The organism is Streptomyces sp. 3330, assembly GCF_031456635.1.
In the GTDB taxonomy this organism is placed as follows: Bacteria; Actinomycetota; Actinomycetes; order Streptomycetales; family Streptomycetaceae; genus Streptomyces.
The window spans coordinates 249,141-266,784 of the sequence record NZ_JAVDVA010000011.1 but is presented as its reverse complement, the minus strand read 5'-3'; the positions used below and the strand labels follow the sequence as shown (position 1 = coordinate 266,784).

The 17,644-nt window shown below is 73.1% G+C and carries 11 protein-coding genes and 1 pseudogene; 4 read left to right on the top strand and 8 right to left on the bottom strand.

Annotation, left to right across the window (positions count from 1 at the left end):
- Positions 1 to 47 precede the first annotated feature (47 nt).
- From J2X68_RS20670 to J2X68_RS20655, 4 genes are all read right to left on the bottom strand, one after another.
- Complete coding sequence (locus tag J2X68_RS20670) at positions 48 to 653, bottom strand: ATP/GTP-binding protein (protein WP_310434007.1); 606 nt, start codon at positions 651 to 653, stop codon at positions 48 to 50.
- A gap of 176 nt (positions 654 to 829) precedes the next feature.
- Complete coding sequence (locus J2X68_RS20665) at positions 830 to 1,225, bottom strand: DUF742 domain-containing protein (protein WP_310434006.1); 396 nt, start codon at positions 1,223 to 1,225, stop codon at positions 830 to 832.
- Between the two features lie 9 nt (positions 1,226 to 1,234).
- Complete coding sequence (locus tag J2X68_RS20660) at positions 1,235 to 1,669, bottom strand: roadblock/LC7 domain-containing protein (protein WP_310434005.1); 435 nt, start codon at positions 1,667 to 1,669, stop codon at positions 1,235 to 1,237.
- Positions 1,666 to 4,530 (bottom strand): nitrate- and nitrite sensing domain-containing protein, encoded by a 2,865-nt coding sequence (locus J2X68_RS20655; RefSeq protein ID WP_310434031.1) that lies wholly within the window; start codon positions 4,528 to 4,530, stop codon positions 1,666 to 1,668. Before J2X68_RS20655 ends, J2X68_RS20660 begins: the two co-directional genes overlap by 4 nt.
- Before the next feature lie 420 nt (positions 4,531 to 4,950).
- Between J2X68_RS20655 and J2X68_RS20650 the strand changes: the two genes are divergently transcribed.
- A complete protein-coding gene (locus J2X68_RS20650; RefSeq protein ID WP_310434004.1) occupies positions 4,951 to 5,598 on the top strand; it encodes a hypothetical protein in 648 nt (215 codons plus the stop codon).
- A 174-nt stretch (positions 5,599 to 5,772) separates the two neighbouring features.
- On the top strand, positions 5,773 to 7,299 hold the full coding sequence (locus tag J2X68_RS20645; RefSeq protein ID WP_310434003.1) for an amino acid permease: 1,527 nt from the start codon (positions 5,773 to 5,775) through the stop codon (positions 7,297 to 7,299).
- Here the strand turns inward: J2X68_RS20645 and J2X68_RS20640 are convergent, their stop codons facing one another.
- The 4 genes from J2X68_RS20640 to J2X68_RS20625 form a co-directional block, all read right to left on the bottom strand.
- Positions 7,300 to 11,931 (bottom strand): hypothetical protein, encoded by a 4,632-nt coding sequence (locus tag J2X68_RS20640; protein ID WP_310434002.1) that lies wholly within the window; start codon positions 11,929 to 11,931, stop codon positions 7,300 to 7,302.
- Positions 11,932 to 12,048: 117 nt separating this feature from the next.
- Entirely contained in the window at positions 12,049 to 12,927 is an 879-nt protein-coding gene (locus J2X68_RS20635) for a hypothetical protein (protein ID WP_310434001.1), read from the bottom strand.
- Positions 12,928 to 12,979: 52 nt separating this feature from the next.
- Complete coding sequence (locus J2X68_RS20630; RefSeq protein WP_310434000.1) at positions 12,980 to 14,509, bottom strand: hypothetical protein; 1,530 nt, start codon at positions 14,507 to 14,509, stop codon at positions 12,980 to 12,982.
- Between the two features lie 59 nt (positions 14,510 to 14,568).
- Entirely contained in the window at positions 14,569 to 15,297 is a 729-nt protein-coding gene (locus J2X68_RS20625; protein ID WP_310433999.1) for a GntR family transcriptional regulator, read from the bottom strand.
- A 167-nt stretch (positions 15,298 to 15,464) separates the two neighbouring features.
- Between J2X68_RS20625 and J2X68_RS20620 the strand changes: the two genes are divergently transcribed.
- Both J2X68_RS20620 and J2X68_RS20615 read left to right on the top strand, forming a co-directional pair.
- On the top strand, positions 15,465 to 16,766 hold the full coding sequence (locus J2X68_RS20620; protein ID WP_310433998.1) for an MFS transporter: 1,302 nt from the start codon (positions 15,465 to 15,467) through the stop codon (positions 16,764 to 16,766).
- A gap of 8 nt (positions 16,767 to 16,774) precedes the next feature.
- Positions 16,775 to 17,638 (top strand): annotated as a pseudogene (locus tag J2X68_RS20615) (putative hydro-lyase).
- Positions 17,639 to 17,644: the final 6 nt, after the last annotated feature.

The window sequence follows — 17,644 nt, the reverse complement described above, 5'->3', positions numbered from 1 at the left end:
GTACCCCTGTCGGCGGGGGTACGGACCGTGCCGAGCGCGCGGGCTTGTCAGGTGGGGATCGCCTGGCGGCGTTCGGCCCCGAAGTCCATCGCGTGCTGCACGACGCCGACCAGGACGTCCCGCACCGATCTCCGGTCGCGGGCGTCGCACAGCACCACGGGTATGCCGTCGTCGAGGTCCAGGGCGGCGCGGACGTCCTCCTCCGGGTAACGAGCCGCGCCCTCGAAGCAGTTGACGGCGATGAGGAAGGGGATGGTGCGCCGTTCGAAGTAGTCGACGGCGGCGAAGCAGTCCTCGAGCCGGCGGGTGTCGGCCAGCACGACCGCGCCGAGAGCGCCCTCGGAGAGCTCGTCCCACATGAACCAGAACCGCTCCTGGCCGGGCGTCCCGAACAGGTAGAGCACCAGGTCCTCGCGCAGGGTGATGCGCCCGAAGTCCATGGCGACGGTGGTGGTGTGCTTGGCCTCGACGCCGGTCGTGTCGTCGACCGGGCGGCCCGCCTCGGTGAGGTACTCCTCGGTACGCAGCGGCCTGATCTCGCTGACGGCGCCGACGAGGGTGGTCTTGCCCACGCCGAAGCCGCCGGCCACCAGGATCTTGAGCGTGACGGGTTCGACCGGGGGCTTGCCGCGCTCAGAACGCCCGAAGATCATCGATCACTTCTCCTGCTTGATGGCTTGACTGGGGTTCTCCGGCAGCGGAGCCGCGTCCGGCGGTCCGCGCACCGGCAGCCGGCCGTCCGGACGGGCCGCGACCGGGTCGGCGAGGGTGCCGCCGGGGTCGCCGGGGATCGCCGACCGGTCACGTCCTCACCTCGCTCCCCCGCCGCTCACAGCGCTCGGAGGCCGTTGATCACGTCGCGCAGAATACTCTCGTCGGGCAGTTCGGCAGGGGGCACCGGCCGGTTCACGTGGACGAACTCCGCGTCCACGAGATCCCCGACGAGGACCCGCACCACGCCGATGGGCAGGTCGAGTCCTGCGGCGAGTTCGGCGACCGACTGCGGTGCCTCCAGGCACAGCTCCACGATGTCCACGTGCTCAGGGGACAGCGACGGATCCGTGTCCGCTTCCTCGGCGTGGGGTTCGGCGACGACCAGCGCGATCAGGTCGAGGCGGTGCTGGACCGCACTGCTCGTGCGGCCGCGCGTCATGGCGTACGGACGGACGACCGGCCCGGCCTCGTCGTCGAACCAGTGACTTGCTCCCCGACCGTCTGTGCTCATGCCGTCCCACTACCCGCCCGAGGGCAGATCGGTACGGGGGGTGGTGGCCAGATGCACGCCGACCCGCTTGACGAGCAGCGTCATCTCGTACGCCACGAGACCCACGTCCGAGTCGGCGTCCGAGAGGACGGCGAGGCAGCTGCCGTCGCCCGCGGCCGTGACGAACAGGAAGGCGTCGTCGAGTTCGACGACGGTCTGGCGGACGCTGCCCGCCTCGAAGTGACGGCCGACGCCCTTGGCGAGGCTGTGGAATCCCGAGGCGACGGCGGCGAGGTGCTCGCCGTCCTCCCTGGACAGGTCCTTGGACACCCCCGTCGGCAGGCCGTCGCCCGAGAGGACGACGGCCTTGCGGATGCTGGCGACGCGGTCGACGAGTTCGTCGAGGAGCCAGTTCAACTCGCCGTTGCCGGTGGTGCTGTGGCCGGTCGCCTTCGGTGCGGTCATCGACCGTCCCCCTTTTTCGTTCCTTGCGGTGCTGTGCCGCTGTGGGCGTCGTCGCCCGCGGCGTTCTCTACGCGGCCGCGCTGCCAGCCGCGCTGGAGCGAGGCCATACGGCTGCGTACCTCGTCGGCGTCCCGGTCCGCGGGGTCGGCTCGGTCCTCGGTACGCGGGGCCGGGCCCTGCCGCAGTTGCGGGGCCAGGTTCGCCTGCCGGACGCGCCGGGGCAGCGCCCCCGTGCCGGGCCCGCTGCCGCCCGTGCCGCCGGGCGCGATGTCGCCGGGCCGGGCGGACGTGGTGTCCGCGCGCTCGGGCGTGCCGTCGGGGCCGCCGGGCCGGGCCGTGGCCTGCCGGGTGCGCTGGGGAAGGGCGGGCGGCCGGGTCGGCTCCTGTGCGCCGTGGCCGGGCCGCTCCGACAGCACGGGGCGCTCGGTCGCGCCGCCGCCGCGGGGGATCTGCGCCGCCATGCCGCGGCGGCGCGAGGGCAGGGGCGCCGGACCGTCGTTCTCCACCCGGCGGGGGCCGGGCCTGGCCGGGGGCTCCGGGTCCGTCTCGGCGCGCCGGGGCCGCTGTTCCGGGACCGGGCGGCCGTGCGAGCTGACCAGCTTGGGCAGACGGCGGCCGGCCGGATCGCCGACGAGAGGCCCCTGGGGTTCGCCGGGGCTGTCGGACAGCCTGTGGTGCTGCTCGACGGCGTCCGCCGCCGGCTCGTCCCCGGTGCGGGTGAGGGAGCGCCGCGGGCGGAACAGGCCACCGTGTTCGTCGTCCTCGTCCAGGGCGGCGGGGAAGTCGTCGAGGGCGTCCAGGCCGACGGGGGCCTCGAGTTCGACCGGACCGTCGAGCACCGAGGCGGGCACGCCGGGAAGCTGCGTGGACGCCGGGGAGAGGGCCGTCCTGCGGGTCTCCGCGGGGTCGGCCTCCTTCGGGGGCCGGGGGCGGTCGAGCCGGAAGCCGATGCCGTTGGTGTCGGGGACGTCGTCGGTCAGCAGCGCGTCGGGGATGAAGACGATGGCCGTCGTCCCCCCGTACGGCGAGGGCTGCAGGGAGACGCGGACGTTCTGCCGCTGGGCGAGCCGGCTGACCACGAACAGGCCGAGGCGGTCGGTGTCGGACAGCTCGAACTCCGGTGTCTCGGCGAGCCGGAGGTTGGCTTCGAGGAGGGCCTCGGGCGCCATGCCGAGGCCGCGGTCGTGGATCTCGAGGGTGAAGCCGTTGGCGACCCGGTCGCCGAACACCTGGACCGCGGTGTGCGGCGGGGAGAACACCGTGGCGTTCTCGAGGAGTTCGGCCACCAGGTGGGTGAGGTCGGCGACGGCCGGGCCGGTGGCGGCGAGGCGCGGCAGCCGGCGGACCTCGATGCGCTCGTAGTCCTCGACCTCGGCGACGGCGGCGCGGACGATGTCCATCAGCTGCACGGGCCTGCGCCACTGCCGGGAAGGGGCGGCGCCCGAGAGGATCACCAGGCCCTCGGCGTGCCGGCGCATGCGGGTGGTGAGGTGGTCGAGGCGGAAGAGGTCCGCGAGCTCCTCGGTGTCCTCGGTGCGGCGCTCCATGGTGTCGAGCAGGGTCAGCTGCTTGTGCAGCAGGACCTGGCTGCGACGGGCGAGGTTGACGAACACCTCGGAGACCCCGGACCGCAGTTCTGCCTGTTTGACGGCGGCCTCGACCGCGGCGCGCTGGAGGGTGTTGAGGGCCTGGCCGACCTCGCCCATCTCGTTCCTGTCGTACTCCAGCCGCGGCACCTCGGTCTCCACGTCGACCTGTTCGCCCGCGGACAGGCGGCGCATCACGCTGGGCAGCCGCACGCCGGAGGCCTCGTGGGCCTCCTGCCGGAGCTGGCGCAGGTCGCGTATGAGGCCACGGCCGATGCGTACCGACAGGACCAGGGAGACCAGCAGCGCGACCAGTCCGAAGACCCCGGCGACGACCGCCTTGACGATGACCTCCATCGCTACCGGGCGGACCCGGTCCTGGTAGCGGTCGTTGGCCTGCTCGTCCAGGGCGCCGAGCTCGGTGAGGACGTTCCCGGCCGCGGTGTCCCAGTTCTTGGCGCTGACGCCCCGGGGCATGTCGCCGGGCGCGGTGCCGACGACGGCCTGTTCGGCGGTGCGCAGCGGGGCGGTGGTGGCGTTCTTCCAGAAGCTGTCGTAGCGGTCGTGTTCCGCCGTCGGCAGCTGGGCGAGGCTGATCTCGTAGATCACTTCGCGCTGGGCCTCGAGGTCGGAGACGTCGCGGATCTCCTCGCGGCTGAGCCGGCCGACGACCAGGGCGGAGCCGAGCAGGGCGTCCTCCCGGGAGAGCAGTTCACGGGCCCGGGCCACGCTGACGAGCGCCCGGTACTGCTTGTCCATCTCGACGCTGTCGACGACGTCCAGCTTGGCCAGGAGGGTGTAACAGGGGTCGATCAGCTGGGTGTAGAGGGCGAGGGCCTGGGCCCGGGTGACGGTGCCCTCCTCGACGCTGCGGCGCAGCGAGTCGACGCCGTCGAAGGCGTCGAGCACCGCGGTCAGGCCTTCGCCGTCGTCCTGGTCCAGGACGTCCCGCACGTCGGGGTCCTGGGCGTTCCCGCGGATCTCGGCGAGTGCCCTGTCGGTGGCGGTCCGGGTGCGGCGCAGCGCGGACAGCGCGTCCGAGGCCCGGGGGTCGGCGAGGTAGACGAGCGTCTGACGGCGCTCCTGCTGGACGACGCGGACGGTGTCCTCGATCGGATAGCCGACCTTCTCGACGAGGGACGACACCGTGAACAGACGGCTCGCCTCGCGTCCCGTGAGTACCGTGGCGAAGCCCCAGACGGCGGTCAGGGACACCAGCGGCACGAGAAGCAGCGCCACGATCTTCCGGCGGATCGACTTCCCGCGAAAGCGCATGGCCTCCCCCAGCTCGAACCCCCACCGGCAGGGGGTACGCATGTGCGTCAACAAACGGCGCGAGCCTACTACCGACGCGCAGTGAACTCGAAGAGCTGTCCGGAAGCTGAACTTCCGCCCTGGGGGCGAGACATGGTGCGTTGTCCGCTCATTACGGGAGATTGTCTCCCTGGATCCGTTCCTGAGGACCCGGCCGGATCCGTTCGGCTGTGTCTACGAGTTGGCCAGAATTTTTCGCAACACGGGAATCTTCAGGGCATGTCGTTCGTCCTACTGATTGGGAATTGGGGGCGGAATCGGCCACACGAGCCGTTTGCCGCACCTGGGCGGCGTAGAACAGCGCAAGCCGGGCAGCCACTGGGGAACCGGGTCTTCGACTCGGAGGCGAGCGGTCTGCTGGCGGTGGGGAGTGACACAGTGATGGGCACGGCGGAGCGGCGTGAGGCGCCCGAGGAGAGCGTGGCGGGCGATACCGCGCTGCGGGATCCCGAGGCATCGGATCGCGACATTCCGGCGAACGGGCAGGTGAAGGCGGAGCGGACCGCCGAGCGGGCGGACAGACGCGGGGCGGCGGGCCGCGGCATCCCCGCGCAGGCCGTGGACACGGCGCACGAGGTCCGGCGGACCGGTGGCGGTGAGGCCCGCGGCAAGGCAGCCCCGGCGCAAGCGCGGCCGGTCTACCGGCCGTTGTGGGTGGAGGAGCCGGCGCGGCGGCGTCGGATGCCCGACCCGGTGCGTACGGCGGCGGTGCGCGCGGTGCTGGTCATCGCCGTGACGCTGATACAGGCGATGGTCGCCTTCCTGTGCACGCTGGCGGGATCCTGGCTGGCGTTCCCCATGGTGATCAGCAGCGTGGTCAGCACGGTGCTGGCCACCTGGGGCGTCCTGGACGTCTGGGTGACCCGGCAGGTCTGGAACCAGCGCAACGGCGTGGTGTCGGCGCCGAGCAGCACCGCGCGTTCCCTGCGGCGTGAGCGCCGCCGGGCGCAGCGGCAGGCGCGGACGACCGAGCGCGCGCAGGAACGGATACGCAGGCAGGGCGGGACCGGACAGCTGTCCCACTCCTGAGGCGGTCGGCGCGGCACCGACCGGGGACGGTGACAGGTCCCGGTCGGTGCCGCGTCCGTTCACAGGGTGGGCGCGGTTCGTCGAGGCGTGTGAACGGACCCGACGGGCGGTGATCTCGCGGGCGCGGCAGAGCCGGTGGTGTGCTGAACTCCCCCGAGCAGCAGGAGTCCGCCCATGACGACAGCCCAGCATCCGCCAGGCCCTCAGCAGGACGACGCCGAGCTTGCCGAGTTCGGCTACCGACCCGAACTCAAGCGAACCCTGGGCCACTTCCACACGTTCGCCGCGGGCATCAGCTACATCTCCATCCTGACGGGCACTTTCCAGCTTTTCTACTTCGGCTACGGCAGCGGCGGACCGGCCTACTGGTGGTCCTGGCCGATGGTGTTCGTCGGCCAGTTCACGGTCGCCCTGTGCTTCGCGGAGCTGGCCGCCCGCTACCCGGTCGCGGGGTCGGTCTACAACTGGTCGAAGAAGATCGGCAATCCGCACCTGGGCTGGCTGGCCGGCTGGATGATGCTGACCGCCTCCATCGTGTCGATCGCGGCCGTGGCGCTGGCCTACCAGTTGACGCTGCCGCAGATCTCCTCGGTCTTCCAGTTCGTCGGCGACGGCACCGGGAAGTACGACGTGGCGACCAACGCGGTCGTCCTGGCCGCCGTGCTGATCCTGTTCACCACCCTGGTCAACGCGTTCGGCGTCAAGCTGATGGCGACCATCAACACGGCCGGTGTGTTCATCGAGCTGATCGCCACCGTCGTGCTGATCGTCCTGTTCGCCGTGCACATCACCCGAGGCCCGCAGGTGGTCATGGAGACCAACGGCACGGGATCGGGTCACGGGGCCGGTTACCTCGGCGCTTTCCTCGTGGCCTCGCTGGCCTCGGCGTACGTCATGTACGGCTTCGACACGGCCGCGTCGCTGGGCGAGGAGTCCATCGACCCGTCCCGCAACGCGCCCCGCGCGATCATCCGGGCGATCGTCGCCTCCTTCGTCCTCGGCGGCCTGGTCCTGCTGCTCGCGCTGATGAGCGTCTCCAGCCTGAAAGGCGGGAAACTGTCCACGGACGGGCTTCAGTACGTCGTGCTCGACGTGCTCGGTCCGACGGCCGGCAAGGCGATGCTGTGGTGTGTGCTGATCGCCGTCACGGTGTGCGCCCTGGCCGTGCACACGGCGGCGATCCGGCTGGCGTTCGCGATGGCACGGGACAACAACCTGCCCGGTTCCTCGCGGCTGGCCAAGTGCCACCCGCGCTTCCGGACCCCCGTGCTGCCGACCGTGATCATCGGTGTGCTGGCACTGACCATCCTCGTGGTCAACATCCGCCAGCCCCAGATCTTCACGGTCGTCACCAGCATCGGCATCATCATGATCTACCTCGCCTACCTGGGCGTGACCGGCCCGCTGCTGGTGGCGCGGCTGCGCGGCGCCTGGCGGCCGGCGAGCGACGGGAAGTTCTCGCTCGGCCGCTGGGGGCTCCCCGTCAACCTCGTCGCGGTGGTCTGGGGCGCGGCGATGACGGTCAACCTGATCTGGCCGCGCGCCTCGGTCTACAACGCGGCCGCGCCCTTCCACTGGTACCTCCGGTGGGGCGCCGTCCTGTTCGTCGCCGTGATCGCGGGCGGCGGCTTCGCCTCCTACTGGTTCGTGCAGCGGCACCGGACCGGTGTCCTCGAGGACCACCGCCTGCCCGGCAGCTGATCAACCGGCGTTCGGCGCGGGCCGTTTGTACATCCGGGTCGCCGTGATCTCGCTGCGCACCTGCACCGCCTCGCCGTCTCCGGCCGGGGCCTGCTGCGGCAGACCCGGCCGGAGGTGCTCCTCGACGCTGATGTACTTCAGGCCCGCCCTCAGGTCGGCGTCGTTGCGCAGCCGGATGACCAGCGGGAACTCCGCCAGCGCCGTCGTGTCGAACAGCCCCGTGGTGTAGAGGAGCTGCACGCCGAGGGCGTCGGAGACGGCGCGCTGGAGTTCCAGCAGATAGGTCGCGTTGGCGCGCCCGATGGGGTTGTCCAGGAACAGCGTGCCGGCGTACCGGTGCTTGTCCCGGCCCCGGTCGTTGCTCCGGAGCGCCGCCATGGTGCAGTACAGGGCGATGGCCGCGGTGAGCAGCTGGCCGCCGGAGAACACGTCGCCCATCTGGCCGACGGGGACCCGCTCGGCCCGCAGCACGGCGTCCGGCTTGAGGATCTCGACGGCGACGCCCTTGGGCTGGAGGGCCGCGCCGACCCCGCGCAGCAGCAGCGACATGCCGTCGCGCCGCAGGTCGGAGTTCTTCTTCACGGCCGCCCGGGTCGCCTCGTCGATGACCTCGCCGAGCCGCTCGGTGAGGGTGCTCTGGTCGGGCTCCTCGAAACGGATGCGCAGGAACTCCTGGCCGGACCACTCACCGAGCCCCTCGGGCAGCCGGGAGAGCCGCTGGGCCGAGCGCAGGGTGGCGAGCGCGGACTCGACGAGCCCGCGCAGCCGGTCCACGATCGAGTCCCTGTTGCGCTCCAGCTGCTCCAACTCGTCCGTCAGGACACGCAGTCGGGGCGCGAAGGCGTTCGCCCACTTCTGCGCGTGCTCGGGCAGCGTGGCGGCGGGCAGCTCACGGATCTGCTGGCGGGCCGGGGTGCGGACCTGCTCGTAGCGCGTGGAGTTGGCGTGCCGGACGAGGATGTCGGCGGCCTCGCGGACGGCGGACTCGGCGGCGGACAGGTCGGCGGCGCAGCCGCGCAGCGAGCGGCGGGCCTCGGCGGCCGACTGACGGGCCTCCTCCAGGGTGCCGGGGTAGGGCTCCGTCTCCTCCTGCTCCTCCTCGGGGGTGTGCTCGCGCAGCAGGTCCCGGAGCATCGCGGCGACCTCGTCGAAGCCACCGGCCGCGTCCTCGGCGGCGCGATGACCGGCCAGGAGTTCGGCGTGGGCCTCGCGCGAGCGGCTCAACGCCTCGGTGCGGGCGGCGAGTTCGGTCGTCGCGGTGCGCAGCAGCGCCTGGGCGTGTTCGGCGTCGCGCGGCCGGAGCTCCTCGGGCAGCTCGGTGTGGGCCTCGCCGTCCTCGGGGGCGTGCCGCTCGGTCTCGCCGCGCAGCCGTCCGAGCTGCTCGCTCGCGGTGGACGCCCTGGTCTCCAGGAGCTGCACCAGCTCCTCCGCGCGTGCGGCGGCGGCCTGCCGGGACGGCCCGTCGGAGCCGTCGGGCGACTGGAGCAACTGCTCCGCGCGCGTGCGGACCTTGTTGCTGAGCCGGTCCAGTTCGGTGCGGGCCGCGCTCTCGTCGCTCTCCGCGCGGGCCTGCTCGGCCCGCAGGTCCGCGCCGACGCCGACCTTCTCGTACAGCTGGGACGCCGCCCGGTAGGCCTCACGCAGCGCGGGCAGGGACGCCCTGGAGGCGTCCGTGCCGTCCTCCGGGACGTCGTCGGGGGCGCCGGCGATCTCGGCGCGTTCGGCGCGCAGCGTGCGCGCGGTGCGGCGGGCGTCGTCGGCGGCACGCTGGGCGGCGCGCCGGTCCTCGTCGGCGGCGCGGGCGCGCTCCAGGCAGCTCTGGGCGCGGGCCTCCGACTCGGCGGCCTCGTCGGCGAGTTCCCGCACCTTCACCTGCCAGCCGGCGCGTTCGCGCAGCCGGAAGGCGAGGCCGGCCAGGGCGTCGGCGGCTCGTCGGGCCTTCTGCGCGGCCTCCTGGCGCTCGTCGCGCACCTGGGCCGCCTCGGCGGCGATCTCGTCGGCCTCCGCGCGTGCGGAACGTGCCTCGGACAGCTCGGCCTCGGACTCCTCGGCGAACGCGCGCGCCTCCTCGGCGGACCGGGCCAGTTCGGTGAGCCGCCCGGCGGGACAGCCGGTGCGCCAGGAGGCCAGCCGGGCGGCCAGCTCCCGGTCCTTGCCGAGGCGCGCCGCGAGCCGGCGGATGTCGTCGTCCCGCTCGGTCGCCCGCGCGCGCAGCGCCTGCCGTTCCTCGTCGGCGGCGTGCTCGTCGTGCATGGCCGGGTTCGGCGGGACGAGGAAGACGTCGCCGGTGTGCGCGTCGGCCGCCGGGGTCGGCGCCAGCAGGGCGGCGGCCGTGCCGACGGCCACGGCCGAACGGGGCAGCAGCGCGGCGTCCCCGAGCGCCACCCGCGCGCGTGCGTGCGAGGCGGGGTCGGTGATGATCACGCCGTCGACCAGTTCGGGCCGCGCGGCGAGCACGCGCGCGTGGTCGGCGGGGTCGACGGCCTGCGCGAGGTAGCGCCAGCCGGGCAGGGCGGGGATGCCGTGCTCGCCGAGGAACTCGACCGTGGCCAGCACGTCCGGGCCGGGCGGCAGCAGTCCGCCGTCGCCGAGCGCGCCGAGGATGCGGGAGTCGTCGGCGGCCGCGGTCCGCAGCTCGAAGAGCTGCCGTTCGGCGGAGGACACGGCGTCGTCGAGGAGATCGCGCAGCTCGTCGGCGCAGCGGTCCAGGTCCTCGGGGCTCAGCAGGGAGTCGTCGGCCGTGGGGCCGTTGTGCCGTGGCTGCGGGATCCGCGGGCGGGCGGAGCCGCCGGTCAGTCCGAGCAGTTCCGCGAGCCGCTCCTCACCGGCCAGGGACTCGGCGAGCCGCAGCTCGGCCTCGCAGGAGCGGTGCGCTGCGGTCGCCGCGTCGGCGGCCCGGGCCGCGGTGAGTTCGGCGCGGGACTCCGCGGAGGCGGCCTCTCGCGCGTGCTCGGCGGCCCTGCGTGCGGCGTCCCGTGCGGTGTCCCAGGCGGCGACGGCGCTCTTCTCGGCGTCGCTGGCGGCGAGGGCCGCCCGGGCGGGGTCGGCGTCGGGCGCGCTGTCGTCCAGCCAGCCCGCGCGTACGGCCTCGGCGGTCTCCTGCTCGACCTCGGAGAGGCGCTGGCGCAGGTGCCCGACCTCGCTGCGGGCGCGCTGGGCGTCGGTGGCGGCGGACGTCGAGTCCCGGTGCGCGGACTCGCCGACCTCCTGGAGTGCCGCCGAGCGTTCCTCCTCCTCGTCGGCGAGGGTCTCGGCGTTCTCGGCGGCCGCGTGCAGGGCCCGTACGAGGTCGACGGCGGCCTTGGCGCGGGCGGCGAGCGCGGGGGCCGCGTCGCGTTCGGCCTCCTGGATCGCGGCGGAGACGCGCGCGACCCGGTCGGCCGCGGCACGGTGCCGCAGCACGGCCTCGGCGGCCTGCCAGGCGGAGTGCAGGGTGCGGGCGTCGGCGAGTTCGCGCTTCTGCGCGGCGGCGGACTTCTCGGCTCCGGCGAGCGCCAGGGAGGCATGGCGGTAGGCGAGTTCGGCGGCGATCAGCGCGCTGCGCTCGCGCGCGCTCTCGGCGTGCGTGACGGCGTAGGCGGCGGCCGTGACCCGCTGGGCGAGGTCACCGGCCCGCGCCTTCTCCCGCAGGCCCCGCGCGGACAGGCGGCGGGCCAGCGCGCGGGTGCGGCGCTCGGCGCCGGCGTGGACGTCACGCGCGCGTGCCCGCGCCTCGGCGGCCTCGACGATCCGCCCGAGCAGGTCCACCGAACCGGCGGTGAAGTCCCGTTCGGCGATCAGCTCGGCGCGGCGGCCCAGCTTGTTGCCGAAGCCGCTGACCAGGTCGGCGAGCCCGTCGGTGTCCCGTGTGTCGGTCACCGCGCGCAGCAGCAGGTCGGTGAAGTCGGAGTCCTTCTTGACCGCGAAGAGACCGGCGGCCTCGCCCTCGTCGGCGTTCATCTCCCGCTGGTAGCGGAAGAGTTCGGGGTCCAGGCCCAGCTCGCCGAGGTGCTCGATCCACCGGTCGTGGATCTCCTCCCAGTGCACCTCCAGGTGCGGATACGCCTTGCCCGCCTCGGTGAGGGCGTCCCGGAAACCCTTCATGGTGCGTCGTCGCCCCTGGGCGCCGGACGCGCCCTCGACGGGCGGGCGTACGGCGGTGGACTCGGCGACGGGCAGGTTGTCCAGGCTCAGCCCGGGCCCGGGCCGGAACGAGTACCAGGCCTCCGCGAACTTCCGCGGATCGTTGGACACCTGCCGTCCGCGCCACTCGCTCGCCTTGCCGACGACGACGCACTCGCCGGTGAGGACGTGCTGCCATTCCAGTGCCACGTGTCCGCAGTCGTCTGCGAGCAGGAACTTGCGCAGCACGCCGGAGCTGGCGCCGCCGAGCGTGTTGCGGTGGCCCGGCAGCATCACCGAGAAGATCAGCTTGAGCAGGACGGACTTGCCGCCGCCGTTCTCCAGGAAGAGCACGCCCGCGGGCGCCGGCCGGCGTGGCGGGCCGGTCGGCTCCTCCGCGAAGAACTCCGCCTGGGTGGGTGCGGGGTCGGGCACGATGTCGCCCACGCCCCGCAGGTCAAGCACGGTGTCGGCGTAGCGCGCACCGGCAGGCCCGATGGAGTAGAGGCGGACCCGGGACAGCTCGTACATGGCGGACTCTCGTAAGTCTTTCGGCAGATCAGGGGGGTGGCGCGTCGGAGGCTCAGGGGCGCTGATGTCCGTGAGCCCTCAGGCCCGGAATCCCGGGAGCCCGCGAGCTCAAAGGCTTCAGGAGTGGAACGGCAGCCCGGCGTCGGCCACCAGGTCCAGGTCGTCGGTCTCCTCGGGGGGCAGCAGCGTCGGAGAGCCGTCGGTGACCGGGACGACGCCCAGCTCCAGCAGCTCGGCCATGGCGGCGCCTCCCGCCATGTCCCGCACCTGGAGCTGATAGCGGGCGGTCGTCCGGTAGGTGCCGCCGCTGTCGTCACCGGTGCGCTGGAGGAACCCGGAGTCGGTGAGGAACGCGACGGCCTTGCCGACGATGCCGGTCGTCGAACCGGCGAGTCTGCGCGCGTCCTTGGTGGCGCCGGTGGAGCTGCGCCGGGCCCAGATCCGCCAGGCGGCCTCCAGGCCGGGCGCGTCCGTGGCGGGGTCGGTGTTCTCGCCCTGCTCGTCCGCGCGCTCCTCCAGCCGGCGGCAGGCCTGGCGGACGAAGGCGTCCACCCCGTTGACGCTGACCCGGCCGATGTAACCGTCGTCGGCCAGGTCCTCGGGCCGGGGGAACGCCATCGCGGCGACGGCGAGATGCGCGAGCCCGTGCAGGAAGCGGTCGCCGCCGTCGGCGGACGTACGACGCGCGTAGTCCCCCATCCGCACGGCGAACACCGAGTCCTCGGCGGCGGTCACCGCCATCCCCGCGCGCGGGGAGACCTCCAGCACGATCAGCCCGAGTCCGGTGGCCACGGCGTCGGCGAGCCGCGCGAAGGCCGGGTCCTCCCGGTAGCGCCGCAGCAGGTCCGCGTACTCCTGGTCCCGCGCGGGCTGCAGCTTGGGCTGCAGCCCGAAGGCGACGAGCCGCGCCGCGTCGGCGGCGTCGGCGGGGGTGACGGCGGCGTTCCCCGCCGGGGCGGGGGCCTCCGTGTCGCTCCACTCGACGTGCTCGGTCACTGCTTCGGCTCCTTGGTGTTCTCGTGCGGGTCCACTCGGTTCCCGGTCCGGCTCATGCCGCCTCCGTGCGGTCGGCCGCCATCCCCGCGGCGTCCAGCAGGGCGGTGCCGACGATGAGATCGGCCCCGCCGAACCCCGGGTCGTCCAGTTCCTTGCCGTCGTCCACGGCGAACAGCAGCTTCTCCTCGCCCTGACGGTAGGCGGTGCCCACCGCCGGGCTGGCGGCGTGCACGGCCAGCAGCGCCACCAGGTAGGCCAGTTCCTCGCCGTCCTTGGCCCGTGCCTCCTCCAGGAGACCCGACAGCCGTCGGGGCGCGTCCGCCGGCAGATCGAGGAGTTCCTTGGCCATCGCCAGCTGCTCCTCGCTGAACCGGCTGTCGTCCGGCGTCGCGATGAGGTCCGGCTCCGGCATCTCCGCGCCCAGGTGCTCCCGCTCCACCGGCGGCGTCAGCAGCAGGTCGACGAGATCACCGACCCGCACCGACACCGGCGTGCGCAGTCCGGTCCCGCGGGCGAAGAACGCGTCGGTGACCCGGACCGCCTGTTCCAGCGGCAGCGGCAGCACGGGGGTGACCAGGTGCCCGTACAGGTCTATGCCCGACGAGGTCATGGGCGTGGCGAAGGCCTGCCGGTCCTGCTCGGCGCGGAACAGCGGGCCCGCCTCCAGCAGCCGGGACTGCAGCTGGGTGTGGCGGCGGATGCAGTCCTTCACGATGTCGACGAGCTCGGCGGCCCGCCGCTTGTTCTCCGCGTCCTCGATCTCGTCCCGGGCCTTGCGGATGTTGGTGAGGATCGCGTTCTCGTGGCGGTAGCGGTCGGCGACATGGTCGAGGGCCTCGGCGATCATGTCGGGCACGGCGTTGAGCCAGTCCACCGCGCGGACGTTGCGCCGGGTCGCCTCCAGGGCGCGGCGCAGCGTCTCCGAGTACTGGACGGTGCGGTAGCGGGCCTGCTCGGCGGCCAGCTGGGCGTCGGCGAGACGACCGCGCCGGACGAGCACCTCTAGTTTGACCTCGGCGGCGATCTGCGCGCTGGTGACGTCGGTGTCGAGGGCGCCGACGAGGACGTTGACCGCTTCGTCGGTCGTGCGGAGGTAGACCGCGCCACCGTAGCCGGGGACCTCTTCGATCAGCTTGAAGTCGTAGTCGCGGCGCACGTACGTGCCGTCCGGCGCGAAGGTGCCGTACGCGGCGCGGAAGCCCCGGTCGACGCTGCCGACGTTGATCAGGTTCTCCAGGACCCAGCGGGCCACCCGCTCGTGCTCGGCGACGGGCCGCAGCGGGGCCTGCGCGGCGATGCGCGGCATGAGGCGGGCCACTATCTGGTCGTGGTCGGCGCCCGTGTCGAAGTCCATGTTGAGCGTGACGAGGTCGATGGCGGCGAGGGCGATCTCCGCCATGCCGTAGACCGTGTACTCACCGGCGAGGTTGACCTTGCGCGCGTCCAGGTCGTGGATCGGCGCGGTGCAGGCGAGCGCGCGCAGCCGCCGCGCCAGCCCCTCGTCGGCAGCCGGGCCCGGTGCGGGGCGCGGCGCCGCGCTGAGCTGGGGCGGAACACGGTCCGTCGACACAGGCGAAGTCACGGTGCACAGACTAGGTCCTCGGTCTGACATCGGCCCAAACGACGCAGAAGCGACCGGCGTCACAGCGGCCCGGGAGAACCTCGGCCGGCGGTGCGCGTCTCGTCGCGCGTCCGCCGCCGGTAGGCCTCGACCACCCGCTCCAGCGAGTCGGCCAGGTACACCCCGAGCAGCTTCTCCGCCTCGGCCCTGTCGCCGTCCTGGAGGGCCTCCAGGATCTGGCGGTTGCGCCGCAGGTACGGCTCGTGCAGCCCGCGCGGCTCGTCGACGAGGTGGAAGGCGAGCCGCAGCTCGGCGAAGACGCTGCGCATCAGCTCGTCGGTGCGCACGCTGCCGGCCAGGGCCACCAGTTCGCGGTGGAAGTGGATGTTGGCCGTGCCCAGTCCCTTCCAGTCACTCCCGACGGACGCGAGCTGCCCCTCGGCGACACTCGCCCGGAGGCCGTCCAGCGCGTACGGCGGCTCCCCCAGTCCGCGCACGACGGCGCACTCGACGAGCATGCGGGTGCGGTAGATGTCTGCGACGTCCTCGACGGTCAGGACCCGGACGAAGACGCCCCGGTTCAGCTCGTGGACGAGCAGGCGCTCATGGGTGAGCAGCCGGAACGCCTCGCGCAGCGTGTTGCGGGAGACGCCGAGCGCCCCACCGATGCTGTCCTCCGACAGCCGTGTCCCGGGCGGGAAGTAGCCCTCGGCGATGCGGCTCCTGAGGATGTCCGACACCCGTTCGGCCGTGCTGGTGCGGCCCAGGAGGGCACGGTCGTCGGCCAGTCCCGTCAGCTGCTCTGCCATGCCCGGAATTCAACCGCAGACACGAGAACGAAACAACACAGGTATTGAAGGATCGTTCAACGATCCTCTACCTTCCTTCCATGGCGCCCGTCCCCACCGCGGTGACCCGCCTCCGCACGGCACGGCTCACTCCCCGCACCCTCCGTCCTCCCTCAGCGAGGTGCCTCATGAGCACGCCCCTTCCACCCCGGACCCCGGCCGCCGAGACCCGTCCGGGCGGCGCCGTACACGCTCCCGACGACGGCGCCCTGGCTTGGCTGCGCGCCCTCGGGCCGCGTGGCCGGCGTGCCTTCGCCGGCGCGTTCGGCGGCTACGCGCTCGACTCGTACGACTACTTCACGCTGCCGCTGAGCATGGTCGCGCTGGCGGCGTACTTCGGTCTGGACAGCGGCCAGACCGGGCTGTTCACCACCGTCACCCTGGTCGCCTCGGCGATCGGCGGTGCCGTGGCGGGGGTGCTGGCCGACCGGATCGGCCGGGTCAGGGCCCTGATGATCACGGTGATCACGTACGCGGTCTTCACCGTCGCCTGCGGCTTCGCCCCGAGCTACGAGACGCTGCTGGTCTTCCGGTCCCTGCAGGGCCTCGGGTTCGGCGGCGAGTGGGCGGTCGGCGCGATCCTGGTCGCCGAGTACGCCAGCGCGAAGCACCGGGGCCGCACGCTCGGCGCGATCCAGAGCTCGTGGGCCGTCGGCTGGGGGCTCGCGGCCCTCGCGTACACGCTGGTCTTCTCGTTCTTCGGCGACGACGTCGCCTGGCGCGTGATGTTCTGGACGGGCGCCCTGCCCGCGCTGCTCGTGGTGTGGATGCGGCGCTGGGTGCAGGACGCGCCGGAGGCCACCGCCGCCCGCGAGCAGAGCGCCGAGAAGGGTTCGTTCCCGGCGATCTTCAAGGGGCCGCTGCTGCGGACGACGCTCTTCGCGGGCCTGCTCTCCACCGGCGTACAGGGCGGCTACTACACCCTGGCGACCTGGGTGCCGACGTATCTGAAGTCCGAGCGCGGCCTGTCGGTGGTCGGCACCGGCGGCTACCTGACCTTCCTCATCTCGGGGGCCTTCCTCGGCTACCTCACCGGCGGCTATCTCACCGACCGGCTGGGCCGGCGCCGCAACATCTGGCTGTTCGCCCTGCTGTCGGCGGTGTGCATCCTGGCCTACGCCCGTATCCCGACCGGCGCGGACACCCTGCTCCTCGTGCTCGGATTCCCGCTCGGGTTCTGCATGTCGGCGATCTTCAGCGGCTTCGGCTCCTACCTGAGCGAGCTGTACCCGACGGCCCTGCGCGGCACGGGGCAGGGCTTCACCTACAACACCGGCCGCGCCGTGGGCGCCGTCTTCCCCACCACGGTCGGCTTCCTCGCCGACAGCTGGGGCGTGGGCGGCGCGCTGGTGTTCGGCGCGATCGGCTACGCCCTCGCCGCCCTGGCCCTGCTGGGGCTGCCGGAGACGCGTGGGAAGGAGCTGGAGTGAACCGTCCGATCCTCACGCAGGACCAGCGTCCGGTCCGCGCCCAGGACCGGCGGCCGTCCGCCGTCGACCGTCCTGTCACCCTCCTCGACGAGCACGCGCGCGCGTGGAGCCCCGCCGCCGCCCGGGCCCGCTTCCGGGCGGGTCTGGCGGGCCCCACGGCCGGGGTCGCGGGCGGCCACACCCAGGTCAACCTGATCTCGGTGCCCGCGGACTGGGCCTACGACATGCTCCTGTTCTGCCAGCGCAACCCGAAGCCCTGCCCGGTCCTCGACGTCACGGACGCCGGCTCCTGAACGACCGTCCTCGCAGAGGGCGCGGACCTGCGCACCGATCTGCCGCGCTACCGGGTGTGGGCGGACGGGGAACTGGTGGACGAGCCGACGGACGTGCGCGCGTACTGGCGCGACGACCTGGTGTCGTTCCTCATCGGGTGCAGTTTCACCTTCGAGTGGGCGCTGTCCGGGGCGGGTGTCCCGATCCGGCACGTCGAGCAGGGGCGCAACGTCCCGATGTACGTGACGAGCCGCTCGTGCCGGCCCGCGGGGCGGCTGCACGGGCCCCTGGTGGTGTCCATGCGTCCGGTGCCGCCGCAGCACCTCGCGGCGGCCATCCGGGAGAGCAGTCTGCTCCCGGCGGTGCACGGCGCCCCCGTACACTGCGGCGATCCGTCGGGACTGGGCATCGACGACCTCGGCCGGCCCGACTTCGGCGACCCGGTGGAAGCCGCGCCGGACGACATCCCGGTGTTCTGGGCCTGCGGTGTGACCCCGCAGGCCGCGGTGATGGCCTCACGCCCGCCGTTCGCCCTCACCCACGCCCCGGGACAGATGTTCCTCACCGACGCCCGCGACGAGCAGTACCGCGTGGCTTGACAAGGA

Coding starts and splice junctions, on each gene's coding strand:
- J2X68_RS20670 (WP_310434007.1), bottom strand. CDS start 653: ATGATCTTCGGGCGTTCTGAGCGCGGCAAGCCCCCGGTCGAACCCGTC.
- J2X68_RS20640 (WP_310434002.1), bottom strand. CDS start 11,931: ATGTACGAGCTGTCCCGGGTCCGCCTCTACTCCATCGGGCCTGCCGGT.
- J2X68_RS20625 (WP_310433999.1), bottom strand. CDS start 15,297: ATGGCAGAGCAGCTGACGGGACTGGCCGACGACCGTGCCCTCCTGGGC.
- J2X68_RS20660 (WP_310434005.1), bottom strand. CDS start 1,669: ATGACCGCACCGAAGGCGACCGGCCACAGCACCACCGGCAACGGCGAG.
- J2X68_RS20645 (WP_310434003.1), top strand. CDS start 5,773: ATGACGACAGCCCAGCATCCGCCAGGCCCTCAGCAGGACGACGCCGAG.
- J2X68_RS20655 (WP_310434031.1), bottom strand. CDS start 4,530: ATGCGCTTTCGCGGGAAGTCGATCCGCCGGAAGATCGTGGCGCTGCTT.
- J2X68_RS20650 (WP_310434004.1), top strand. CDS start 4,951: ATGGGCACGGCGGAGCGGCGTGAGGCGCCCGAGGAGAGCGTGGCGGGC.
- J2X68_RS20665 (WP_310434006.1), bottom strand. CDS start 1,225: ATGAGCACAGACGGTCGGGGAGCAAGTCACTGGTTCGACGACGAGGCC.
- J2X68_RS20620 (WP_310433998.1), top strand. CDS start 15,465: ATGAGCACGCCCCTTCCACCCCGGACCCCGGCCGCCGAGACCCGTCCG.